The 23,706-nt window shown below is 65.1% G+C and carries 23 protein-coding genes; 13 read left to right on the forward strand and 10 right to left on the reverse strand.

All coding sequences use genetic code 11. The annotated features are described in order from the left end of the window. Nucleotides 1-14 precede the first annotated feature (14 nt). Nucleotides 15-1,109, reverse strand: coding sequence for a 2Fe-2S iron-sulfur cluster-binding protein (locus tag CH249_RS19635; RefSeq protein ID WP_373453485.1), 1,095 nt, complete (start codon nucleotides 1,107-1,109; stop codon nucleotides 15-17). A gap of 107 nt (nucleotides 1,110-1,216) precedes the next feature. Between CH249_RS19635 and CH249_RS19640 the strand changes: the two genes are divergently transcribed. The 7 genes from CH249_RS19640 to CH249_RS19670 all read left to right on the forward strand — a co-directional run bounded on the left by CH249_RS19640 (nucleotide 1,217) and on the right by CH249_RS19670 (nucleotide 7,300). Beyond that, nucleotides 1,217-2,224 carry an alpha/beta hydrolase gene (locus tag CH249_RS19640; RefSeq protein WP_306436619.1) on the forward strand — a complete coding sequence of 336 codons (1,008 nt, stop codon included), beginning with the start codon at nucleotides 1,217-1,219 and terminating at the stop codon, nucleotides 2,222-2,224. Then, a complete protein-coding gene (locus tag CH249_RS19645; RefSeq protein WP_094657330.1) occupies nucleotides 2,221-3,099 on the forward strand; it encodes an SDR family NAD(P)-dependent oxidoreductase in 879 nt (292 codons plus the stop codon). The genes CH249_RS19640 and CH249_RS19645 overlap by 4 nt, the downstream gene beginning before the upstream one ends. A 1-nt stretch (nucleotide 3,100) precedes the next feature. Further along, nucleotides 3,101-4,021 carry a hypothetical protein gene (locus CH249_RS19650; RefSeq protein ID WP_032396109.1) on the forward strand — a complete coding sequence of 307 codons (921 nt, stop codon included), beginning with the start codon at nucleotides 3,101-3,103 and terminating at the stop codon, nucleotides 4,019-4,021. Further along, the gene (locus CH249_RS19655) at nucleotides 4,018-5,541 is read left to right on the forward strand and encodes an NAD(P)/FAD-dependent oxidoreductase (protein WP_094683561.1); all 1,524 of its coding nucleotides are present in this window, start codon (nucleotides 4,018-4,020) and stop codon (nucleotides 5,539-5,541) included. Before CH249_RS19650 ends, CH249_RS19655 begins: the two co-directional genes overlap by 4 nt. A gap of 112 nt (nucleotides 5,542-5,653) precedes the next feature. Then, nucleotides 5,654-6,388: a MerR family transcriptional regulator gene (locus CH249_RS19660; RefSeq protein ID WP_032396378.1), complete on the forward strand. Its 735-nt coding sequence runs from the start codon at nucleotides 5,654-5,656 to the stop codon at nucleotides 6,386-6,388. Between the two features lie 79 nt (nucleotides 6,389-6,467). Further along, complete coding sequence (locus CH249_RS19665) at nucleotides 6,468-6,674, forward strand: hypothetical protein (protein ID WP_032396107.1); 207 nt, start codon at nucleotides 6,468-6,470, stop codon at nucleotides 6,672-6,674. Nucleotides 6,675-6,724: 50 nt separating this feature from the next. Then, complete coding sequence (locus CH249_RS19670) at nucleotides 6,725-7,300, forward strand: YdcF family protein (protein ID WP_032396106.1); 576 nt, start codon at nucleotides 6,725-6,727, stop codon at nucleotides 7,298-7,300. A gap of 10 nt (nucleotides 7,301-7,310) precedes the next feature. Here CH249_RS19670 and CH249_RS19675 read toward each other — a convergent pair whose 3' ends face one another. Continuing rightward, nucleotides 7,311-7,676: a CrcB family protein gene (locus CH249_RS19675; protein WP_179273042.1), complete on the reverse strand. Its 366-nt coding sequence runs from the start codon at nucleotides 7,674-7,676 to the stop codon at nucleotides 7,311-7,313. Continuing rightward, nucleotides 7,673-8,089, reverse strand: coding sequence for a CrcB family protein (locus CH249_RS19680; RefSeq protein ID WP_094683563.1), 417 nt, complete (start codon nucleotides 8,087-8,089; stop codon nucleotides 7,673-7,675). The genes CH249_RS19675 and CH249_RS19680 overlap by 4 nt, the downstream gene beginning before the upstream one ends. Before the next feature lie 80 nt (nucleotides 8,090-8,169). Here CH249_RS19680 and CH249_RS19685 point away from each other — a divergent pair, with 80 nt between their 5' ends. Genes CH249_RS19685 through CH249_RS19695 form a run of 3 tightly spaced genes read left to right on the forward strand, consistent with a single transcriptional unit; the run spans nucleotide 8,170 to nucleotide 10,867 of the window. Further along, nucleotides 8,170-8,550, forward strand: a complete 381-nt coding sequence (locus CH249_RS19685; protein WP_371828371.1) for an STAS domain-containing protein — start codon at nucleotides 8,170-8,172, stop codon at nucleotides 8,548-8,550. Between the two features lie 21 nt (nucleotides 8,551-8,571). Next, entirely contained in the window at nucleotides 8,572-9,027 is a 456-nt protein-coding gene (locus CH249_RS19690; protein ID WP_094683564.1) for an ATP-binding protein, read from the forward strand. A 31-nt stretch (nucleotides 9,028-9,058) separates the two neighbouring features. Next, entirely contained in the window at nucleotides 9,059-10,867 is a 1,809-nt protein-coding gene (locus tag CH249_RS19695) for an ABC transporter ATP-binding protein (protein WP_094683565.1), read from the forward strand. On the opposite strand, the gene CH249_RS19700 is transcribed toward CH249_RS19695, so the two are convergent. Both CH249_RS19700 and CH249_RS19705 read right to left on the reverse strand, forming a co-directional pair. Continuing rightward, complete coding sequence (locus tag CH249_RS19700; RefSeq protein ID WP_032396102.1) at nucleotides 10,864-11,244, reverse strand: hypothetical protein; 381 nt, start codon at nucleotides 11,242-11,244, stop codon at nucleotides 10,864-10,866. The two genes, CH249_RS19695 and CH249_RS19700, sit on opposite strands and share 4 nt — an antisense overlap. Before the next feature lie 90 nt (nucleotides 11,245-11,334). Continuing rightward, complete coding sequence (locus tag CH249_RS19705) at nucleotides 11,335-11,844, reverse strand: low molecular weight phosphatase family protein (RefSeq protein WP_094683566.1); 510 nt, start codon at nucleotides 11,842-11,844, stop codon at nucleotides 11,335-11,337. 143 nt (nucleotides 11,845-11,987) lie between these two features. On the opposite strand from CH249_RS19705, the gene CH249_RS19710 reads away from it, so the two are divergent. After that, a complete protein-coding gene (locus CH249_RS19710; RefSeq protein WP_094683567.1) occupies nucleotides 11,988-13,346 on the forward strand; it encodes an Hsp70 family protein in 1,359 nt (452 codons plus the stop codon). Nucleotides 13,347-13,368: 22 nt separating this feature from the next. Here CH249_RS19710 and CH249_RS19715 read toward each other — a convergent pair whose 3' ends face one another. After that, nucleotides 13,369-14,307 (reverse strand): endonuclease/exonuclease/phosphatase family protein, encoded by a 939-nt coding sequence (locus CH249_RS19715; RefSeq protein WP_094683568.1) that lies wholly within the window; start codon nucleotides 14,305-14,307, stop codon nucleotides 13,369-13,371. A gap of 358 nt (nucleotides 14,308-14,665) precedes the next feature. On the opposite strand from CH249_RS19715, the gene CH249_RS19720 reads away from it, so the two are divergent. Together CH249_RS19720 and CH249_RS19725 are read left to right on the forward strand one after the other, a co-directional pair. Further along, nucleotides 14,666-15,670 carry a DUF1839 family protein gene (locus CH249_RS19720; RefSeq protein WP_094683569.1) on the forward strand — a complete coding sequence of 335 codons (1,005 nt, stop codon included), beginning with the start codon at nucleotides 14,666-14,668 and terminating at the stop codon, nucleotides 15,668-15,670. Further along, a complete protein-coding gene (locus CH249_RS19725) occupies nucleotides 15,667-18,087 on the forward strand; it encodes a glycoside hydrolase family 2 protein (protein ID WP_094683570.1) in 2,421 nt (806 codons plus the stop codon). The genes CH249_RS19720 and CH249_RS19725 overlap by 4 nt, the downstream gene beginning before the upstream one ends. Nucleotides 18,088-18,129: 42 nt before the next feature. Here the strand turns inward: CH249_RS19725 and CH249_RS19730 are convergent, their stop codons facing one another. The 4 genes from CH249_RS19730 to CH249_RS19745 form a co-directional block, all read right to left on the reverse strand. Next, nucleotides 18,130-19,092 (reverse strand): glycosyltransferase family 2 protein, encoded by a 963-nt coding sequence (locus CH249_RS19730; RefSeq protein ID WP_094683571.1) that lies wholly within the window; start codon nucleotides 19,090-19,092, stop codon nucleotides 18,130-18,132. Further along, entirely contained in the window at nucleotides 19,089-19,946 is an 858-nt protein-coding gene (locus CH249_RS19735) for a glycosyltransferase family 2 protein (RefSeq protein WP_082073801.1), read from the reverse strand. The genes CH249_RS19730 and CH249_RS19735 overlap by 4 nt, the downstream gene beginning before the upstream one ends. A 213-nt stretch (nucleotides 19,947-20,159) precedes the next feature. Continuing rightward, complete coding sequence (locus CH249_RS19740) at nucleotides 20,160-22,412, reverse strand: hypothetical protein (RefSeq protein ID WP_094683572.1); 2,253 nt, start codon at nucleotides 22,410-22,412, stop codon at nucleotides 20,160-20,162. Then, a complete protein-coding gene (locus CH249_RS19745) occupies nucleotides 22,393-23,679 on the reverse strand; it encodes a glycosyltransferase family 2 protein (protein WP_254924158.1) in 1,287 nt (428 codons plus the stop codon). Before CH249_RS19745 ends, CH249_RS19740 begins: the two co-directional genes overlap by 20 nt. Nucleotides 23,680-23,706 lie beyond the last annotated feature (27 nt).

Consider the following 23,706-nt stretch of genomic DNA (forward strand, 5'->3'; position numbering starts at 1 on the left):
GCCCCACTCCGGCATCAGCGGTCGAACACCGCGCGAACCGTCGTCGAATCGGGCACGGACTGGCACGCCAATCGGACGCCGTACTGGAGTTCGTACTCGTCGAGAGTCTCGTTCGCGAGCATGGTCACGGTGCCCTCGGTGAGCGTGTAGGCACACCCGCCGCAGGTTCCTTCGCGGCACACGTACGGCGGATCGAGACCTAGTTCGAGCAGGCGGTCGAGCAGCTTCGTGTCCGCATTCCAGGTGAACTCGGTGTCCATTCCGTCGATCTCGACCCGAGCGGTGACGGAGTTCGCATCGGTTCGGTGCGGCAACTCGGTGTCGGCGGTCCGAAACGGATTGGACTCGAAGGAGGAGAACACCTCTCGATGGGTTCTGTGCGCGGTCGTGCCGGTGCGGGTGAGCCAATCCTCGGCGACGTTCATGTATTGCGCAGGCCCGCACAGGAACGCCTCGCATTCGTCGGGAACTGTCGCGTCCATCGACGCCAGTCCGACAGCGGTGGGTAGCCCCGAATCCGAGGTGTACCAATGGTGAATGTCGAGACGATCGGGAAAGCGAGACCGTAGTTCGGTCAGCTGCTCCCCGAAGATCACCGAGTCACGGTTCTGGTTGGCGTAGACGAGGGTGATCCGATTGTCGTGCTCGAACAGGGCGGTCTTGACGATCGACATGATCGGGGTGATCCCGCTGCCTGCGGCCATGAGGACGAAATCCATGTCCCAGCTCTTGGGTCCGAACATACCCGACGGTTTCAGCGCCCTCAGTCGCATCCCGCGAACGGCGTTGTCGTGCAACCAGTGTGACGCCACTCCGCCCTGGATGCGCTTCACTGTCACGGTGGGGAGCGGGTCACGGACGGGGGAGCTCGAGAAGGAGTAGCAGCGGGCCACCGAACCGCCGTCGGTGCACGGAATCTCGAGGGTGAGAAATTGACCCGGCTCGTACCGAAACCGGTCTTCGTGGTCCTCGGGGACCCTGAAACCGAGAGAGATCGCATCGTCGATTTCGTAGGTCACCTCGGCGATCTCCACCTCGAAGATCCTGTCCTCGGGACCGATGGCAGAGGTATCGAGATCCGCCGATGGTGAGCTCTCGAAAATCGTCACGTGTGCTCGCTCTCCTTGCGTACATGGTGTCGGCCGTCACTGTTCCACACTTCACCACCAATTAATAGGCCATTGACAAATGGCGAATAGAGGGTGACAGTGATCACGTGACCTCGACCATCGTTGACGATCATCTGCCGCACGGCGTATCGCGATCAGGCTGCAGGCGAACACGTCTCGCTGCCGTGACGACTCGGCTGCTTCTGCGTCCGGTGACGAACCTGCTTCCGACCTCCCGCGGCGGCATCGAGTTCTCTCGACGCCTCGTCGCCACCTCGATGAACCTGTTCGGCCCTGTGCCGAAGGGAACGACGGTGGACCTGGTGGCCGACGGCTCGGTGCGCGGCGAATGGGTACGAGCGCCCGGCTTGTCGCCCGGGCCCAGGGTGATCCTCTACATCCACGGCAGTGCCTACGTCATCTGCTCGGCGCGGACGCATCGTGGCCTGACCGCGAGGCTGTCCAGGTCCACCGGCCTGCCGGTGTTCACGGTGGACTATCGGCTCGCCCCGGAACACCCGTTTCCCGCGGCGGCCGACGACCTCGAATCCGCGTACCGCTGGCTGCTGAGTCAGGGGTACGACGCTGCGAACATCGTCATCGCCGGGGACTCGGCCGGTGGCCACCTGGCCGCAGACCTGCTGATCGAGAACGACCGGACCGGCACGCCGCAACCGGGAGCGATGGTGCTGTTCTCGCCGCTGATCGATCTCGATTTCGAGCTCTCGGCCCGGATGGAGCGCGTACGGAAGGACCCGATGATCTCGGCGAAGGCGGCGCGAGGACTGGTCTCGCTCTACACGGACGGCCACGACGCGAGCCTCCCGCGACTACGGCTCGATCTCGGCCGTGTGCGAGAGCTGCCACCGACGCTGATCCAAGTGGGCGGAGCCGAGATGCTGCGGGGCGATGCGTGGCATCTGCACTCGATGATCGACCAGGCAGGAGGCTGCAGCGAACTCGAAATCTGGCCCGATCAGATGCACGTGTTCCAGGCCCTCCCACGGTTGATACCCGAGGCCGAACATGCGCTCGAGCGTGCAGCCCAGTTCGTCACCAGGGCACTCGACAGTCAAGTCGAACAACACGATTCGAAGGAACAGGTGGGCAGATGAGGACCAAGACCGGGAAACCCTCGTACGGATCGAGAGCGGTGGTGACCGGCGCGGGCAGCGGCATCGGCCGTGCGTTCGCGCTCGAACTGGCTCGTCGCGGAGGAGCCGTCATGTGCGCCGACATCTCGCTACCGCGAGCGCAGGAGACCGTCGCGATGGTGAACGCTCTCGGCGGCACCGGATACGCCGTCGAATGCGATGTGTCGATTCGCGAGAACGTCGAGGAGCTGGCGCTGCGGGCCGGCATCGAATTCGACGGGCCCACCACGGTGGTCATCAACAACGCAGGCGTCGGAATCGGCGGAAAGCCGGTCGGCAGCATCGGTTTCGAGGACTGGAACTGGGCTCTGGGAATCAACCTCTGGGGTGTGATCCACGGCTGCGAGGTGTTCACCCCTGGACTGCGTGCCGCCGGTGAGGGCGGGATCATCAACGTCGCGTCCGCGGCAGGCTTTGCCGCTGCGCCGCTGATGGGTCCGTACAACGTCGGCAAGGCCGCAGTGATGAGCCTGTCGGAAACGATGGCGGCGGAGCTGTCGGGTACCGGTGTACGGGTGTCGGTTCTGTGCCCGACGTTCGTCAAGACCAACGTGGCCGTCGACGGCCGGATCACCGCCAGCTCGTCGCGGCTGGCCGAGTTCGCGATGCGCTGGACCGGACGGTCTCCCGACAAGATCGCTGCCCGAACCCTCGACGCCTTCGACCGGGGTCGGCTCTACGTCGTGCCCCAGTTCGACGCCAAGGCAGTCTGGCGATTCAAGAGACTGCTGCCCGCGGTCTACGTGCGTTTTCTCGGGTTGCTCAATCGTGTGATGCCCGCCGAGCAGCAGCAGGCGAAGAACGAATCTTTCACCTCGACGACCACAGGAGCCTGACATGGCAATGGATTTCGAAGACATGTTGACCAAGATCAAGGACCGTCAGTGGGCCTTGGCGGACATCGACTGGGACGGCCCCGGCGCCGAGACCATCGGTCCCGAGCTGCACGCCAAACTCAAGCCCTTCATGTCGGATCTGATGTGGATCGAGAACGTGGGCGCTCGTGGTTTCGCGGCGATGGCGCTCAAGGCTCCGAACGAGACGCTGGCGGAGATCTATCGCTACTTCCACGCCGAGGAGCAGAAGCACGCCAACGCCGAGCTCGCTCTCATGCGTCGTTGGGGCATGCTCGACGGCGACGAGATGCCCGAGCCCAACATCAACGTCAAGCTCGTGATCGACTGGCTCGACAAGCATTCCGACGGATTGTCGCTGGCCGTGCTGGGCACCGTCATACCGATGCTCGAGGTGGCGCTGGACGGCGCGCTGGTGAAATTCATCATGGACGAGATCGAGGATCCGGTCTGTCAGGCGGTCTTCAAGAAGATCAACTCCGACGAATCACGCCACCTGGCAGTCGATTTCGCGGTCATCGAACTGCTCGGACATTCGCGGATGCGCAAGATCTTGGTCGACACCGTCGGGGCTTGGATGAACCCCGCCCTCATCGTGGGCACACTGCGGTACATCCCGCTGCTGAACAAGATGCGCGACAACATCGTCGAGATGGGCGTCGACGAGGAGCGGCTGTACACCGCGATGAAGCGATTCAAGAGTGTCGGGGAACGCAGCCCGGTGGCCTTGCGGGTACCGATGTATCGCATCGTGCAGTGGCACGGCAGCATCGTGATCAACCGCAAGCACCCGTACCACGTCCTGGCGGACGGGCTGGTGAAGCTCACTCGCCGATACCCGAGCAGGACACTCAATTCCGAGCCGACCTGGGCCAAGGAACTGACCTACGAGCCCGTCGCATGAGCGAGTTCGACGTGCGCGAAGCCGTACTCGACGCGGTGATCGTCGGTGCAGGTTTCGCCGGAATCGGCTCCGCCATCCGACTGCGCAACAGGGGTATCGAGAACTTCGTCATCCTCGAACGCGGCAGCGCCGTCGGCGGAACCTGGCGCGACAACACCTATCCGGGCGCGGCGTGCGACATCCCGTCCCGGTTGTACTCGTACAGTTTTGCGCCCAATCCGAACTGGTCGCACACCTACTCCGGTAGTAGCGAGATTCTCGACTACATCCACACGATGGTCGACGAGTTCGACATAGAGTCGCGTATTCGATTCGGGCACAACGTCGTCGACATCATCTGGAACGAGGCGTCCGGGCATTGGCACCTGAGCATCGACGGGCACGCCGATGTTCGGGCACGCACTGTGGTCATGGCGTCGGGGCCGCTCGCCAACGCCAGCCTGCCGAACATCCGCGGAATCGACACCTACGAGGGGCGCAAGATTCACAGTGCTCGGTGGGATCACGACTACGACTTCGCGGGCAAGAAGATCGCCGTCGTCGGAACCGGAGCGAGCGCCGTGCAGATCGTTCCCGAACTGGTGAAGATCGCCGATACGGTCAAGGTGTTCCAACGCACCCCCGGGTGGACGCTGCCCCGAGTCAATCGCAGAACGCGGAACAGCACACAGCGTCTGTACGCGCGGTTCCCGCAGGCCCAGACCCTGGCCCGGTCGCTGTGGTTCTGGGGTCACGAATCCGTCGCACTCGGTGTCGTGTGGAAGACCCCGTTGACACGCATCGTCGAAACGGTCGGACGAGCCCATCTGCGCCGTCAGGTTCGCGATCCCTGGCTGAGGCGGCAGCTGACACCTCGCTTCAGGGCCGGCTGCAAGCGACTGCTGATGACCAGCGACTACTACCCGGCGCTGCAGAAGCCGAACTGCACGCTGGTGACCTGGCCGATCGCGACGCTCTCGCCCAAGGGAATTCGGACCGTGGAAGGCGTCGAGCACCGATTCGATGCGATCGTGTTCGCCACCGGATTCGACGTCTCGAATACCGGGACTCCCATACCGATCACCGGACGCGACGGTCGGGTGCTGGCCGACGAGTGGAGCGCAGGGGCCAAGGCGTACAAGAGTATTGCGGTATCGGGCTATCCGAACATGTACTTCACGTTCGGTCCCAACTCCGGCCCGGGGCACAGTTCGGCGCTGGTGTACATGGAGGCGCAGATCGATTACCTCGTCGAGGCGATCTCTCTCGTGCTCGAGGGAAATCTGCACAGCGCCGATGTACGCCAGGACGTCCAGGATGCGTACAACGAGGACATGCAGCGCAAACTCGCCAAGACGACCTGGAATTCCGGTTGCAGCAGTTGGTATCTCACAGAGGACGGCTTCAACGCCACCATGTTCCCCGGCTTCGCCACCCAGTACGTCGATCAACTCCGCCACGTCGAGCAGGACGACTTCACCATCGTTCCGCGCCGCGTCGACGTGCCGCTCGAACCGGCACGGGCCGACGCCCTGTCGTGAATTGCTCCGGAGCAAGCCCGTCGCCGTGCTGACGTTCGGACTGCGATCCTCCTTCCGCCGCGTTGTCGACGTATATCCTGTTGGTCGACGCGCGGCGGAGGTAGGGAGCTCGGTGGAGTATCGAATCGACGACTTGGCCCGAGAGGCCAAGACGACCACTCGCAACGTGCGGGCGTACCAGGAACGCGGTCTGCTGCCGCCGCCCACGCTCCGAGGACGAGTCGGCATCTACAACGACGATCACCTGACGCGATTGAAAGTGATCGACTCGCTGCTCCAGCGGGGTTTCACCTCGGCGCACATCGCGGATTTCCTCTCGGGCTGGGAGCAGGGCAAGGACCTGGAAGAGATACTGGGCCTGCAGGAAATCGTGACTCGCAAGTGGTCGTCGGCCGAGACCACGATCATTCCCGTCGAACTGATCGCGCAATTTCTCGGCGAGGACAACGACGACATCGTTGCCCGACTGATCGAAGCGAAACTGATCAGAATCGACGGGGACCAATGCGAGATTCTCGACCCCACCCTCCTCGAGGTGTTCGTCGATCTGAGCCAGTACGGCTTCACCCTGGAACAACTGCTCGACCAGCACGAACGAACCGCCTCGAAGATGAACGCCATCGCCGAGTCGATGGTGGGCAGCGTGACCGACCACCTGATCGCGCAGCACGGTCCCGGCTGGCTCCCCAAATCGGGGGAGGTGGCCGAGACGACCGAGATGTTCGAGAAGATGCGCGCACTGGCGATGAAATCGGCACAGGCAGAACTCGCCCGCGCCCTCGATCGCGTCCAGGAACAGGCACTGAGCGACTACCTGTCGCAGACGTTGGCCAGGCAGAACGACTAGACACAGTTTGAAGACTGCGACAATCGGACATACCTGGCTCCCGACAGCCGAACGGCGGCTGACCGCCTAAGGGGGCACCATGAGGTTCGTAACACTGATCGTTCTCGTCTGGTTGATCATCGGCGCATTCGCGTCGTACCAGCGCGGAGATTTCGAGAGCGCACCCGAGAACTGCGCAGGCGCAGGCACCATCGCCCTGACCGTCGTCGCAGGCCCGCTCAACTACTTCGGTATCAACCCCGAGGTGACCGACTGCAACGTCACGGTTCCGCAGCCGAGTGAGTGATGTGAGTCGCTGACCGCGCGCCCGCGGAGCGCCTTCCCTAACCTGGGGAGGTGTTCCGCGGACGCCTGCTGCTGTTTCTCGCCTTCGCGATCCCTGTTGTCCTGGTGTCCGCGATCGGTGTCGGCGGATACGTCACGTTCACCAAGGCTCGCGTCGATCCGCTGACCACGGCCGACGCGATTGTCGTACTGGGCGGTGAACACGACGGACGCGAGGCCTACGGAATCTCGCTCGCCGAGCAGGGTCTGGCGAAGACGGTTGTGCTCTCCGATCCCTACGGATCCGGTGACTCGACGATGAAGAAGGCGTGTGCCACATCGTCACAGAAGTTCGAGGTGCTCTGTATCCCGCCGGTGCCGTCGACCACGCGCGGAGAGGCCATCTTCACCCAGGAGCTCGCCCGCGAACGCGGGTGGAACCACGTCATCGTCGTCACCTGGCGGTATCACCTACCGCGCGCCCGCTACATCTTCGATCGATGCTTCGACGGCACCGTCACCATGCGTCCGACGCCACGCTCCTACGACTTCTCCCTTGTCGAATGGGAATTCACCTACCTCTATCAGATCGCCGGATTCGTCAAGGCCGGATTGCAGGGGTCGTGCGAGGACTCGACGAGCGACTGACGGATCCGAGTCAGACGATCTTGTGATAGAGCGTGATCCCGGACTTCCACGCCAGGAACCCGAACATCACCGCGGCGATACCGCCCACCACATTCGCCGCGAAGAACGTTGCAGCGCTGCGATACTGCTGATCCTGAGTGAGCCGAAGCGTGGCCAGCACCACGGTGGCCATCGGAGCCACCGAGGCCAGAAATCCGACGCCAACGAGCGAACGAAACCGGTCCGGTGGATCGAGCGCGAACACCAGTCCCAAGGCCGCGCACGCCACCAGATTCAGTGCGGACAACCGTCGCCGAGACCTGATCGCGTGCGAGAACACGAACTGCCCGAGCGCAGCGAGTCCGCCTCCGGCGGCCACCAGGAGCATCGTCGTCATCGAGCGCTGCCCGTCCTCGGCCTCGTGATCGCCGCGCCGAATGCCATCGCGACGAGCGCCACCACCGGTGTGGCCAGCAGATAGACAACCGAATTCCATGCACCACGATGCGTCACGGCGTGGAATGCGTACAGACCGAACGTGGTGAACCCGCACGCCAGCCCGAACACTGTTGCACGGGCAATCGGAGCCGGTCGGCCCCACAGATACCCCAACGCCGCACCGACGACGAGGCATCCGAACACGTTCACTCCGAACGTGCTCACCAGCAGCCACCTCGGCGATGCCCGCCAGGTCCAGACCTCGTACCGCAACGCCGCACCGACCGCGCCGCCGACCGTGACCGCGACGTATTCGCCGGCCGAACGACGGTGAGATTCGCGACGGTTCGCGCTGTGCAGTCCCTCGATCACCGAAGCGAGCCTAACGGGAGTCGGGTCGGTCGGCCGATCGGGAGAAAGTCCGCCAGGGGGAGGCGAGGTAAAGTCTTCGTGTGACTGCGGACGACATGGGCCTCGGGCCCCAGCACTTCGATGTGATCGTGGAATGGCGTGACCAGGACGTCGTTCTGGCGGTGTCCGGTGAACTGGATCTGGTGACTGCCCCCGATCTGTCCGAGTCGGTCGCTCTCGTGCTCGAGAAATCGCCGACGGCTGTGGTGATCGATCTCAGTGATGTGGGATTTCTCGCCTCCGCGGGCATGTCTCTGCTGGCGTCGACGCATCAGCAGCTCGGCGGCGAGGCCGGGTTTGCAGTGGTCGCGGACGGTCCGGCGACCGGACGGCCTCTCACTCTCGTCGGTTTGGACGAGGTGTTCGGAATCTATGCAACGGTCGACGAAGCATTCGTTGCAATTCATGCGGGTAGATCCTGAACTTTTGGGTAGACGGGATTCATGATGGCGACTCTCTTCGGAGGTGACGACTCACGTACCGACAGCTCGATCTCGACGGCAGGTGCGCGAATGGAAGAACTGCTGTTCACTGGTGAACCTGCCGATGCGGATCGAGCGTCGGAGCTTCGTCGTGAGCTCGGTGACTGGTTGGGCAATGTGGGCGTCGACCCCGATCGTGCGTACGACGTGGTGCTGGCCACGTACGAGGCGATAGCGAACAGCGTCGAGCACGCATATCGAGACCACACCGATCGCGGGACACTCGACATTCGGGTCACATGTGCCGCGGAGGGTCGGATAGAAGTGCGGGTGACCGATCGCGGGGACTGGGCATCGCACAACTCCGATCCCAACCGCGGGCGTGGTGTGCCGCTGATGCGGGCGCTGGCCGACAGCGCCGCCGTCACCTCGGACCAGGACGGTACGACCGTGCACATGATCTGGAACGCGCCCTAGACCCCACCGCCCGATCCGGCACACTGGTGCCATGGTCGACGTGCAGATCGCTACGGCAGAGAAGAAGAAGATCACGGTCCCGAATCTGCGCGTGCTGTGGCAGTTCGTTCGCCCGCACCGCCGGACTCTCTCGCTCGGCCTGACACTCGGTCTGATCGGCACCGGGGCAGCACTGGCGACGCCAATGGTCGCCAAAGGAGTGCTCGACGGTCTCGGCACCGACTCGTCCCTGATAATGCCGGTGCTGATCCTGGTCGGTCTGCTCGTGGTGGGCTCACTGGTTCTGTATCTGCAATGGATCGTGCTGGGGGTCCTGGCCGAACGCGTGGTTCTGGACGCCCGTAAATCCATCGTGCGCAAGTACTTCGGTGCCACCGTCGGTAGTCTGGGCACCCGGCCCACCGGAGAACTCGTCACCCGGGTCACCTCCGACACCGTTCTGCTGCGCGAGGCCACCTCGAATGCGTTGGTGGCCATAGTCAACAGTGTGGTGGGCCTCGTCGGCGCACTGATTCTCATGGCCGTGCTGGATCTGGTGCTGCTCGGCGCGATCGCCGTGGCCATCATTGCGATCGCGGTGCTGTTCGCTCGCCTGATGCCTCCGATCGCCGTCGCACAGCGGCAATCCCAGGAGGCAGTGGGCCGCCTCGGCGGAATTCTCGACGGCACGCTGCGGGCGATTCGGACCGTCAAGTCCAGTAGGGCCGAGGCCCGCGAATCGGAGCGAGTCATCTCCGAGGCGCGAATCTCCGCGCAGCACAGCGTCAGGGCGGTCAAGATCTCCGCGTTGGCATGGACGTTCGCCGGAGGCGGAGTGCAGTTGGCGATCATCGGAATCCTCGGCCTCGGCGGCTATCGCGTCAGTACCGGAACGCTGGCCGTGTCCAGCCTGATCGCGTTTCTGCTGTACGCATTCCAGGTGATGGGCCCGGTGTCCACACTGGCCACGAACATCACCGCACTGCAGGCCGGTATGGCCGCGGCGGCCCGAATTCGCCAGATCGACGACCTGGTCACCGAGAAAGGGGAGACGGGTTCGATCCGGTCTGAGAAGACCCGTGCGCCCGCTCCGGCCCTCGAATTCCGCAGCGTCACAGCACGATACGCACCGGGTAGGGAGCCGGCCGTGCGCGGGATGGACCTCGAGGTGCCCGCGCGTGGACACACCGCGATCGTCGGACCGTCGGGGGCGGGCAAGACCAGCGTCTTCTCGTTGATCCTGCGCTTCCTGACGCCCGAGGCCGGCGAGATCAGGCTCGGCGGAACCCCGTACGACGAGCTGACCATCGACGAGGTACGAGCCCGGTTGTCGTACGTGGAACAGGAGACGCCGGTTCTTCCCGGCTCGATTCGAGAGAACCTGCTGTTCAGCCATCCCGAGGCCAGCGAGGCCGACATCTGGGCGGCGCTCGAATCGGTGCATCTGGACTCGGCGATCCGTGCGTTGGACGAAGGGCTGGACACCGACCTGATCGGATCGACCGTCTCCGGTGGACAGCGTCAACGAATTGCGTTGGCCAGGGCCATCGTTCGGCGTCCGGAAATTCTTCTGCTCGACGAGGCAACCGCTCAGGTCGACGGCCGCACCGAGGCGGCGATCCACGAGGTGATCCGATCGATCGCGACCGACTCGGCCGTCGTGACCATCGCGCACAGGTTGTCCACCGTGCTCGACGCCGACACGATCCTCGTGATGGAGGACGGAGTTGTCCGCGCCAGAGGCACGCACTCCGAGCTCATGAACACCGACTCGCTCTACCGAGAACTGGTGGCCGCGTTGCGAATCGGTGACAACACGGCGTTGACGAAGCCCGGCTCAGCGCATTCTGCCGGTGTCTAGGGGCCGGCGTCGGACTCGGGTTCCGTGGTGCTGCTCTCGTCGTCCGAATCCTCCGTCGAGGTGGTGGTCGTCGTGCGGTCCGAGGACGGGGTTCGGCGCGGACTACGCGTCGTGGTCTCGGGCCGATCCGGAGTCGTCGTCGTGGGGCGAGCGGTGGTGGGTACCGCGACCTGCCATGTGGGCGACGGCGGGACGATGACGATCGTCGAGGTCGGTGTCGTCTCGACCGAACTCAGGCTGTCCGACTTCAGAGCCGGCGGACGAACGGTCTCGCTCGAGTCGTCGAACGCACCACCGAGAGCGCCGATGGTCAAACCCACCGCGACGGCCACGCCGGCGCTCGCCACTGCTGCCGACGCGATGACCTTGTCGCGCATGCACAGACCCTAACGCCGTGGCCGGACCCGGATGGTCGGCAATGATGCGAGAACGTTACCTCAGCGAGCGGAGTGGTGAGAGGTGGACGGTCACTGGGTCGCCAACCGCAGAACATGAGGCAGCGTCTCCGCGATCAACTCCCCGGCCTGCTCGTACACCGAGTGATCACGCCGATACGGATCGCCGATGTCGAGTGTGTCGACACGGTGCACCGCCCGTGCGTCGGCCAGAGTGGCAACGGTGCTCGCGCCCGACGCGGCAGCGAGACCGGCCGCCTCGAGCAGCGTGAAGGTGCGACGCATCTGTCGCGGTGCAAGGGCGAGAACGGAGTCTCGGTGTGCCGCCGTCATCGTCAGAACGAGGTCGGCGTCGGCAGCGATCGCAGGCGTGAGGCGTCGGGCGACGAAACCGTCCGGGTCGCCGCCGAGCTGCGTCAGCACCGTCGCAGCCGTCGGGTCCATGGCATGTCCGGTCAACCCCTGCGTTCCGGCGCTGCTCGCGGTCAGCTCGAACCCGCCCTCGCGCGCGAAAGCAGCCGCAAGTCGCTCGGCTGTGGGCGATCGGCAGATGTTCCCGGTGCAGACGAACAGAACGCGCATGCCCGCAACTGTAGTGCTGTGGTCGGGTGCTGCACTGTGCACTGCGGGACGCGCTACAGTGAGCCATTGGCAGGGGGATCGAGACTCGTTCGTGACATCGAGTCTCGGCGTGTGTTCACGGGGAAGTCGACCGAAGGCGGGTAATGACCGAAGTTCTCGGCGTGTCGGTGGGAGCCAGTGCCGTGCGCATGGCTCGCCCCGACGCGCGCCCTCAGGATTCGGGTCGGCTCGACTTCCACCACGACACCGTCGACGCCTACTGGGACCGCGCGGAGGAATTGGCCGCCGAATCGATCGGCGTCGTGCTCTCGCAGCCGGGAGACGGCGGACCGGTTCAAGCGACGGGCGTCGCGTATCGAGACCAGCAGCAGTTCGGCGAGATCCAGCAGGCGATGGCGAGTCAGCGGCTCTACAACTACCGACTGGTTCCCGAGGCGCGAGCAGCGTTGCAGTACCTCGAGGCGTCGGGCGAACTGGGACACTTCGGCACCATCGCTCTCTACGATCTCGGCAGCTCCGGACTGACGATCAGTGTCATCGACCGCGGCACCGGGCAGGTCCTGCTCGCCGAGCGCACCATCGACATCAGCGGCGACGATTTCGATCGGCTCATCTCGGACAACCAGCTCGCCAAGCAGGGCGTCGACATTGCCGACAACCAGGAACTGAGCGAGTTCACCGCGCGGTGCCGAGTGGCCAAGGAGCAGCTCTCGACCAGCGGCGCGGTCTGCCTGCCCGGTGACGGCGGCGTGATCCTGATCTCGCGCGAGTCGTTCGAGTCTCTGGTGACCGTTCCGATCGAGTACTCGGCACGGTTGGTCCGTGACGTGATCAGTCGGTCACCCAAGCACGTCGACGCGCTGTTCCTCATCGGCGGTGGAGCACGCATTCCGCTGGTCGAATCGATTCTCACGGCGTGGATCGGCCTCCCCGTCGTAACCCCGGCGAACCCGGAATCGGTGGCCGCACGCGGCGCGGCGCTGCTCGCGACTCCGGTGGCCGACGCACCGCGCCGACCGGGCCCGCAGCCGGGCGTTCGGCAGTCTCCGTCCGATCCCGCATCGTTGACCGGGGCTCCGGACTGGTTGAGCCCGGAGCCCGCTGCCGACAAGCCCGCCGACTCCAAGCGCAAGGTGCGCGGCGCAGTACTGGTCGCAGGCGGTCTCGTCGCAGTCGCCGCACTCGGGTTGTCCCTGGGGTACGGCGGCAGCTCCACGGAGCCGACGAGTGCACCGACCGAGACGACCGCACCCGCCACTGCGGAGCCCACGACGCCGAGGACCACCGTGCCGCCCACCACCGCAGCACCCACCACCACCGTGCCGCCGACCACCGAGGCAGCTCAGGCTCCGGCCCGCACGTACTCCGAGCCGGAATACGTGCCGCCCGCCGCGCCTGCTCCTGCGCCGGCCCCGGCTCCGCTGATCCCCGGCCTGCCGCAGATCCAGTTGCCGCAGATCCAGCTTCCGCCCGCACCGGTGATCGAGTTGCCCCGCTTCTAGCCGGTGCCTGCGGCCGCCCAGTTCAGGGCAGCTGCAACTCCGCGAGAACGGCCAGGTGATCGCTGTCCGGGATCGCCAACGGCTCGACCGACCGGGCGCGGACGTTCTGACTCGTCACCACATGGTCCAGGCGCGCGAGCGGACGCTCCGACGGGAACGTGCGGAACAGGCCGGCACCCGCCCCGTCGGCCGCGTCGGAGAACGGGGACGATGCCAGTGTGCGGAACTGCCGGTGGTCGTTGGTGGCGTTGAAATCGCCGGCGACCAGCACAGTGCCCTGGTAGGTGTCCATGATCGACCGCATCCGGGCCAGGTCGGCATCCCACTCGGTGGTGTGGCGCGGTGTGGCAGGAGACATGGCGTGGAAGGACACAACGGTCAGCTCCTGCCCGTCGACGGTGGTTCTCGCCTGCACCGGTACGAATCCGAAGTTGTCGAGGCGGGTGCCGTCGGTCAGCGGGGTGCGGCTCCACAGTCCGGTGCCATCGGCGACCGGGAGCGCAGCGGTGAAGGAGAACGGCAGAAGGTCGTCGATACCCGCGGCCTGTAGATCGGTGACCTCTTCCGGGGTCAGTTCCTGGACCGCGAGAATGTCGACATCGTTGCTGCGCACTGCGTCGACGATGGACGCGGCGTCGGCGTCACCGTGCGCCACGTTGATCGTCAGGACCGTCAGTTCCGGTCCGGTGTTGTCCGGGCCGTCCGCGAGGAACATCGGCACCTGAACCCCGACCACCGCGATGGTCACCAGTACTGCGACGGCCGATCCGATACGCGAGCGCGCCGCGGCGAACAACAGCACGGCGACGATCGAGGCGATACCGAGATACGGAGCGCCGACGACGAAGGCAACGAAAGTGATCTCCGTCACACCTACCTGGCGAACGAAGAACATTCCGACTACGGCTGCGAGCAGAGCCCAGCCGATGACCAGCGCGGCGCTGGTTGCAAAACGGCGCATCGCGCGTGTGCCTCCTCATGCGAACCCGAGTTGGGCGTGGATGTGTCAGGTGTTGTCTACACTCGGCATGTGCCCAGCTCAGAGCCATTGTGTAAGTGCCATCACGAACAAGCTGCGCACCAGCATTACCGGCGCGGAACCGACTGCTCGCTCTGTGATTGCCCCCGGTATCGGGGTCAGGAATCACTGCTGTCGAGGTGGTGGCCGCGCAGGTAGTTCGTCCAAGCAAAAACAATCCTACCGTCCGATCGAGTGCGAAGAACAAACCGATTCGTTAGGATTAGGGGCCTGGATACAGGCAATACGGACAAATGCGGCTCGGGGACCGTCCGACATTCGATCCGGTAGGAGAGGCTTCATGTCGAACGATGCAGTGCTGGACAGGCTCGGGACCAGCCTTCGAGTCCTGGAACTCGACCCCATCAGTTACCGACCGCACCCGATACACAATCACGACCGCATCTGGACCGAAACCAACTGTTACGTCGACCTGTGGATCGAAGTTCTGCATTCGTTCGGTGCCGATCCGACCCCCGCTCTCGCTTTCGTGCTGAGCGCCGGATGCGACGGGCGACAGTGGGACTTCGTGAAGATCGCGCCCGAGGACCTACGCACCCTGTACGGCATCGGTGTCGCCGAGATGAACGTGTGGCGCCCGGTGCTCGAGCACGTCGTCGAAGGCCTGGAAGACGGCATCCACGTCACCGTGGAGGTCGACGGCTTCTGGCTGCCCGACACCGCGGGGACCAGCTACCGCAATCAGCACACCAAGACCACCATCGTGCCCAACCTCGTCGATCGCGACGCCAAGGTGATGGGGTACTTCCACAATCGGGGCTACTTCGAGCTCACCGGGGCCGATTTCGACGGCATCTTCAATCTCGCTCCGGAACCGCACGCCGAGGTGCTGCTGCCGTACGTCGAGCAGATCAAAGTGGACGCCACGGTTCTCGACGCCGGTTTCGGTGACCGTGACCTCGATGTCGCTCGCGCACACCTGGCGCGCCGCGCTCCGGGTAACCCGGTCGATGCGCTGGCCCGCCGAATCATCGCCGACATCCCGCTCGTGCAGACCGCCGGTCCCGACGCCTTCCATCTGTGGTCGTTCGGCCTGCTCCGGCAGTTCGGCGCAACGGCAGAACTCGCCGCGAACTATGTGCACTACCTCGAAGGCCGAGGTGTGGCGGGCACCGCCGTTGCCGCTCCGCACTTTCTCGCCGCCGCCTCCGGTGCCAAGGCCGTTCAGTTCCGGATGGCACGCGCGGCACGTGGCCGGGACGTGGTGCTCGACGAGCCGCTGATCGAGATGAGCAAGAACTGGATGGCGGCCATGGACATCGTTGCGGGTGCATTGGGAACGTGATCGATCTGCTCGACGGCGTTCGGTGGCGTCTGGCCCGAACCGACGCCGGTTCCGTTCTCGACCCCCGCGACCTACGAGACGATCTCGACTGGATCGACGCGGTGGTGCCGGGCACGGTTGCCACCGCGCTCGGAAGCTCACTCGCAGTGAATCCGGACGATCACGACTGGTGGTTCGTCGCCGATGTCCCCACCGGTGACCATCGCCGGGTGCGAACGAGTTTCGGTGGCATCGCAACCCGTGCCCAGATCTGGATCGACGGCGTCCATCGCCGAACCGTGACGTCGATGTTCGTTCCCGAGACTCTCGATCTGACGGACTGCGGTGACACCGTCGCCATCGCCGTCCACATCGAATCGCTGAGTGCACATCTGAAGTCTCGACGCGCACGCGGTCGGTGGAGATCGTCGATGATCGCCGCGCAGGGGCTGAGGCACGAGCGGACGACGATGCTCGGACGCGCACCCGTGTACGGGCCCCTTCCGGTACCGGTCGGACCGTGGCGCCCGGTGTCGATGTCGGTGATCCCCGACGTTCGTCGTGTCGCCCTGTCGACGGCGGTATCGGGTACGGACGGCATCGTCACACTGCGCGCCGAGCTCGATGCCCCAGGGGCGGCTCGAATCATGATCGACGACACCGTGTCCGGAGTTCACACGGTCGAACTCGGAACCGTCGAACACATCGACCGGTCGGTGACGCTACCCGACGTCGAACTCTGGTGGCCCCACACTCACGGCCGACCGCGGACCTATCGCGTCGAGCTCGAGGTGGACCGCGTCGTGCATCCCATGGGCGTCGTCGGGTTTCGTACGGTCGACCTGGACCGCACGGCCGGCGGCGCAGTCCTGACGGTCAACGGTGAGAACGTCTTCTGTCGCGGAGGAACGTGGACCCCGCTGGACCCGGTGCGGTTGTGGTCGCCGGAGCCCGAACTGCGGGCGGCACTCGAGCAGCTCCGGTCGGCGGGCCTGAACATGGTGCGCATCGTCGGCACCCTGGTGTACGAGCAGCCCGAATTCTGGTCCCTGTGTGCGGAACTGGGCATCATGGTGTGGCAGGACGTCATGTTCGGCACCATCGACCCGCCCACCGACGACGCTTACACCGCAGCGGTCACCCGCGAGCTCGACGCGTTCGCCGACACCGTCTCGGCCAACCCTTCCCTGATGGTCGTCAGTGGCGGAAGCGAGACCCAGCAGCAACCCACGATGGTGGGACTCGGGGCCGATGATCAGCGAATGACGATGCTGGACAGCGTCGTTCCCGATTTTCTCGCCGATCGCCTACCCGGAGTCGCGTACGTGACATCGAGCCCGTCCAGCGTGAGCGGAGAACTGCACACACACGTGGGCGACGGCATTGCGCACTACTTCGGCGTGGGCGGATACCTCCGGCCACTGTCCGATATCCGCACTGCCGGCGTGCGTTTCGCGGCAGAATGCCTGGCCTTCGCAGTCCCCCCGGAGCGGGCGCAGGTGGAGAAATTCTTCGGGTCCGCGGCCGTCGCCGGTCACCACCCGGACTGGAAGGCCGCCGTCCCCCGTGACCGCGGCTCGTCCTGGGATTTCGAGGACGTGCGAGATCACTACGTACGCACGATCTTCGGCGTCGACCCGCACCTGATCCGGCGGGACGACGCAGAGCTGTACCTCGATTACGGCAGAGCGGCGATCGTCGAAGCCTTCACCGAAGCGTTCGGCCATTGGCGTCGAGCATCCTCGGGGTGCGCCGGAGCCCTCGTGCTGACGCTACGAGACACCGTCCCCGGCGCAGGCTGGGGCATCGTCGACACCGCCGGTGTGCCCAAGGCTCCCTTCTACGCACTGGCGCGGGCAAGCGCCCCGGTGGCATTGCTGTTGTCCGACAACGGACTCGACGGCTATTCGGTGGAACTGGTCAACGACGGGCCGGCACGCTCGGGCAGTATCCGAGTGGTGTTGCACGCCTCCCGCGGCAGCCACGAGTACGAACGTGCGGTGCACGCCCCGGCGAACGGATCCGTCGCACTGACGGTGGATTCGATCGTCGGTACCTTCACCGACGCCAACCATGCCTACCGCTTCGGCAGTCGAACCTACTCCGCCGTCACGGTCGTGTTCTCGGACGACAATGGTGTGGAGGTGGCGCGAACCACCGCGCTCGTCGGCGCGCAGAGTCGGCAGAACACGGTGGGATTGGTCGCCAGTGTCGTCGAAACGATCTCGGGGAACTGGGAACTGACCGTCCGAGCCGACTGGCCGGCGCAGTACGTCTGCGTCGACATCGACGGCTTCGAGGTGTCGGACTCGTGGTTCCACCTGGCACCGAACGAACCTCGTACCCTGACTCTCGTCGGTCGTGGCGCGAGTGCACCGCGCGGACATGTGCGCGCGCTCAACTCGGTGGAGCGGGCCTCGGTGGCACCGAGGTCGTGAGCAGAAATTCGTAGTGGGCTACGAAGTTCTGTGCACGTGCTACTAGCGGCTCGTGCTGAGTCTGCCTCGGGCATAGCCGATTCCGGCTGCACCGACGCTTGCCACCACGGCCATCGCACCCCATGCGCGTGCCGGGTTGCCGCGCGCAGCGGCGCTGGTCTCCCGGCCGACCGCACGAGGCAGAATCTTGGCGGTGTACGCCCGCTCCGAGGACAGTGCGTCCTCGGCCCCGATCAACCGGGCGATGGCGGCCTTGGACACGCCCTCGGCGTAGCTGCGCGTGATGAGGTAACGCGGACGAGTGCGGTCGGCACTGACCGTGTGATCGACGACGATCGAAGGATCGAACACGATCTGGGCGTCCGGATGCGTCTGGCGCAGACGGATGCACAACTCCGTCTCCTCGCAGCCGAGGGGGACACGTCCGATCCGGCCGATGCCGGAGACGAATCCGCCGAGTGCGACGACGGGCTCACGGCGGAACGACATGTTCGCGCCCATGAGATTGCGGACCTGAGCGGTTTCCGTGGGCTGCCCGCGGTAGGTGCACCCGACGACCCAATCGAGTTCGCCGGGTTCACCCACTACCTCGGCCGGTAAGAAGGCCGGACGCTTGTCCGGCCATACCGGGTATGCAGAGCCCCCAACGGCGTACACGGCATCGTCCGAGTAATGGGACAGAATGGCTCCGAGCCACTCTGTGGTGCGCGGTGAGGCGTCGTCGTCCAGAAAGACGACAATCTCACCGGTCGCGATATCGAGCGAGGTGTTGCGCGCTCCGGAGAGGCCGCGAGGGTGGTTGTTCTCCACCACGTTCACGCTCCGGTGCAGCGGCGAGAACTCGTCGCGTGCGCGTTCGGCCAGTTGCGCATTGTGATCGATGACGACGATCAGTTCGTCGGCAGGCACGTCCTGGTCGAGGACGGCCGTCACGGCGACCCGGAGTTCGGACCATCGAGCCAACGTGTACGCGCAGATGACTACCGAGGAAGTCGGCAGACTCACGCCGTCTTCTCGCGGAGTTCGAGAACCTCGTTGTACGACTCCAGAGCCTCGAACTCGAGGTCCATGTCGGTACGGGCGTCGATCGACTCGCGCAACGGGCGCACGATGGACCTGCGCTTGATCCTGCGGGCACGCATGCGTTCGGTCATCAGGGTGCGCAACACCCGGAAGCCGTCCGAGAACGTGCGCAGATTGCTCTGGCCGTAGATGCGGGCCAGTTCGACGCTCGGCACTTCCTCGATGCGCACGGACGCCTCGGCGAAGCGGCAGTTGATGATGGTCTCGATCTCGAAACCGTCGCCCCAGAGCATCATGCCCTCGGCACCCGGCTGATCGACGACGGGCAGGTCGAGGACCGGCACCAGATCGCGCCAGAAAGCGTTGTAGCCGTAGCAGAGATCCGAGAATCGAGTTCCGAAGAGCGTGTTGGCCACCAGGTGCAGGCCACCGTTGCCCGCGCGGCGCAGCGGCGTGATGTCGTGGCTCCCGCCACCCTCGCAGAACCGGCTGCCCTTGGCGAAGTCGGCACCGGCGATCAGGGCGTCGACGAAGCGCGGTATCTCGGCGGCATCGGCGGAACCGTCGGCGTCGAACATGACGATGATGTCACCGGTAGCGGCCTCGAAGCCGCATGCGAGCGCGTTGCCTTTGCCCTTGCGGGTCTGCTTGATGATGCGAATGTCACCGCGAATCTCGCGTGCCGCGTCGATGGTGCCGTCGACGGATCCACCGTCGACCAGCACGAGCTCGTAGTCGTGAGAGAGCAGGGGGAGGACGTGACGAAGGTTCGCGGCCTCGTTGAGCGTCGGGATGACGACACTGACGCGGGGATTCTGACGATTCAACATATCCATTCCACATGGGTCGAGTGCGATGGGCAGATGTCTCCGAGCTCCGTGAATCGACCCCCGCCGCATCCACAGACAGTGCCTTGACGTTCGTTCTGAAGCGTAAGAACTGTTTCCTTTGACTGAAAGCAAGCTTAAAAGAAGCTGCTGGTTTGTCAAGCTGCAAACAAACCAACTGGAAGATTGTTTGGAGATTCACGTCATAGTTTGTGAACCGAATCAACGAGATCGGTACTGATAGACGATCGTGTCGGCGTCCTGATACCGCACCGACCACGCCGAATTGGTGGCGAGCCACTGCCGGAAACGGGCGACCGCATCGTCGGCGACGAAACCGTAGTACTGCATCGCCTCGAGCGACTGACGAGTCAGCACCATGTAGGTAGGTGTGTCGCTGATCGACGCGTTGTAGTCGATCTGGCCGAGCTTCTCGGGCGTCGGGAAGCCCTCCATGTACTCGGGGCCGAGCGCGTAGAGCGGGACGTCCCAGTATTCGTTGGCCGCGGTCAGTCGTCCGTAGTCCGACGTCGACCGGGCCGGGTAGCCCGAGGAGTACAGCATCGTGATCGCGGTTCCGTTCGGCGACTGCGCGGCCACCGCTCTTGCGTCGTCGATCTGTTCGCGATTCTCGAGGACGATCGGCCACAGGCCGAAGTAGCTCTGCAAGCCCAGTACAGCGGACCCGATGGCCCCGGCAGTGGCGACCGCAACCGAGATCCTGGCCGTCAGCCTGCGGGCCCGGGACGGGCGATCCTGGGACGGCGTCCGATCGAACAGCGCCAGGAACAGGGGAACGATCAGGAGCACGCAACCGGGAATCGCATAGAGGTACACCCGGAAGATCGCCTCACCGCCGTAGCTCTGGCCGGCGAGGAGCATGATCGAGCCGAACGCCGTCACCATCGGAGCCCAGAACGTCTTCTTGGTGCGCCAGGCGTAGACGGCCGAGGCGAACGCCAGCACGAACACCCCACCGGAGAGTGCGCGGCAGACCAGAGACGTGATCTGTTTGCCGAGCACACCCTCCGCCTCGACGTTGCTCGCGGCGTTCTGCACGGGATCGAACCCCTGGAAGAGTCCGTACGGTGCCACGATCGGCAGTCGCGGATACAGGTATCCCAGCAGGATGATGCCGAGCGGAATCATCAACCACCACGGCTTGGCTCGTCGCGTCACCAGCAGCACGCCGGTGACGGCCATCAGCCAGTACGGGGTCAGCTGGTGTGTGGGGACCAGTGCCGCGAACGGAACGATGGACACGTACGCCGCGGACCTGGTGAGTGTCGAGGACATCAACAGCGCCAGGAAGCCCACGGCGAGCAGTAGCGCCCACGCCTGCGGTGAGTAGTAGTCCTGGCCAACCCAGTTGATGACCTCGGCGAGCATCGCCGCCGTGATCGCTGCGCGCTTGTCGAACTTCATGACCCGTGCGAGGCCGTAGACGGCCGCCGCGAGCACCACGTGGATCATCGGCGCGAACACGTGCGCCAGGGACAGCGTGTCGTATCCGGTGACGTGCTGGAACCAGGCCGAGACGAGGAAGAAGCTGGGCCACTCGCTGTAGATGTCGACGCCGCTCGGTGCCAGTCGGTTCAGATCCAGAACGAACTCCGTGACGGCGACGTGCTTGTACGTCCAGTCGTAGATCGGAGCGGACGTGACGAGCGTGACGGTGAATCGCTGCACCACGATGGCCAGGCCGATGGCGACCACCATGGTGCGAAGTTGATGACGCCGCAACGCGATCAGGAACGCCGCCATGACCAGGACCATGCACAGCACCAGTCCGGGGCCGGTTCCGGCGGTCAGAAGCCCGAACTGCGAGTACGTCGCGCGCTCGAGACCCGGCAACAGCGGCAGCCACAGGAAGAACGCCAACGCCAGAATCAGGCCAGCGACGTTGCGTCGCAACGTCTCGCGATCGGTCAGCACGAACCGCACGTGGGCGAGGGCGGACGCTCGCGACGACGGAGCGACGACCTCACGTGCCCGCGAGATCCACACCGGCAGGTCGGGACGGCCGTGCTTGCGGTACCAAAGCAGCGACGACCCGATCAGGGCCAGACACAGCCACAACGTCCACATCCGGGGCGACCAGCGGTAGCCCCACATCGCCGCCGACACCATCAGGGTCACCACCGAGATGCTCAGAATCGGCAGGGCAGCAGGAACCGCGGTGCGAGGAATACGGACCCAGGACAGGATCGCGGCCCCGGGTCCGAAGAACAGCAGGACCGTCAGAAGCACGACGCGAACCAGTGTCGGCAGCGCGATCATGGAGGTCAGACCGGACAGCGCAGCGAGAACGCTGATGTCGGCGTAGCGCAGTCGGCTACCTGCGCGCCGCCGTGTTCCTGCAGCGGAGTCGGTGGTGCCGACGGGCCAGTCGACGGTCCAATCGGACGGAACGAACAGCTTGTGCCGCAGATCCGCGATGGACCGGTATCCGGAATCAGTCGAGGACTGGGTCACGGTTCACCCCCGCCAGAGGAGTGCGTTCGCGACCTTCGCGCCTGCTGCGCCGGATGGCCGCGGGGCCTTTGGCGATGGACAGCAGTTCCATCCGGCCGATGCCGTCGGGAAGGTCGGCAGCGAGATCGTCGGGAGGGGAGGCGACCTTGCTCATCCTGGCGGACAACCGAATCGCGCTGCCGAGTCGGCGGACGGCCACCGTGGCGGCCAACATTGCCGATCTGCGGTCGGTGGCGACCGTGTACAGCCACGCGCCGAGTCCGAGCCCGTATCCGCGGGCCTGTACCGCCAACGCCTCCGAATCGGCGCGATGACGGTGCCACACGATGGCGGCGGGCTCGTAGACCAGCTTGTCGCCGGCCATCAGCACTCGGAAGAACATGTCGAGGTCCTCACCGCCGTTGGTCGGAGATCCCACTCCCAACGCCTCGTCGAATCCTCCCAGGTCGAACATCCGTCCGCGGTCGACGGCGAAATTGGCTCCGGTCCCGTACATCCCGACCTGGAACGGAAACAGCGGCACGTCGGCCGGCGGATTCTTCAGGTCGTAGACCCGAGGAGTCACCGAACTCGCCCACCCGACGCGGCGATCGAAGTACGCCTGCGCCTGAGTTCGGATCTCGCCACTGGGCACGATGCCGGACACGCACGTCACCCGATCGGCCCGCCCGAAACCGCGCGCGATGCTCCGCAACCACCTCGCATCCACGGCGACGTCGTCGTCGGTGAAGGCGACGATGTCGTGTCGGGCCGCCCGCAAACCCGTGTTCCTTGCCCTCGACAGTCCCGCCGTCGGCTCGGACACGACGCGAACGCGGGGGTCGCCCAGCCCGCGAACGTACTGCTGCGTGGCATCGGTCGGAGACGCGTTGTCGACGACGACCACCTCGAAGTCGGGGTAGTCCAGAGCGGACACCGACGCGAGCGCGCCCTTCAAGTGCTCGACTCGGTCGCGGGTGCAGATCACCACGGTGATCGGCGGCAGCGTCCCATCGGGGTCGGGCAGCGCGTCGGGCATCGGAACCTGCGCGAGCGACATCGCAGCCCGTCGAACGTCGTGTGCCGCGACCGCGCCGTCGACGACATCGAGTTCGACGAAGCCCAGCGGGTCGAGTCCGCGTCGGATCAACAGTCGGGCACGGCGGTAACCGTCGGAATCGTCGAGGGTGAGAAACTCCGGAAGATCCTGCTCCAGGTCGATGTCACCGATCCACACGGCACCGTCCCATTCGGGAGCCTGGTGTCTGGGGAGCGCGGGAGGTAACACGGGGATGGTCCTTTCGGGGTGACACGT

Origin of the sequence: Rhodococcus sp. 05-2255-3B1, from assembly GCF_002258545.1 — a bacterium.
GTDB lineage: Bacteria > Actinomycetota > Actinomycetes > Mycobacteriales > Mycobacteriaceae > Rhodococcoides.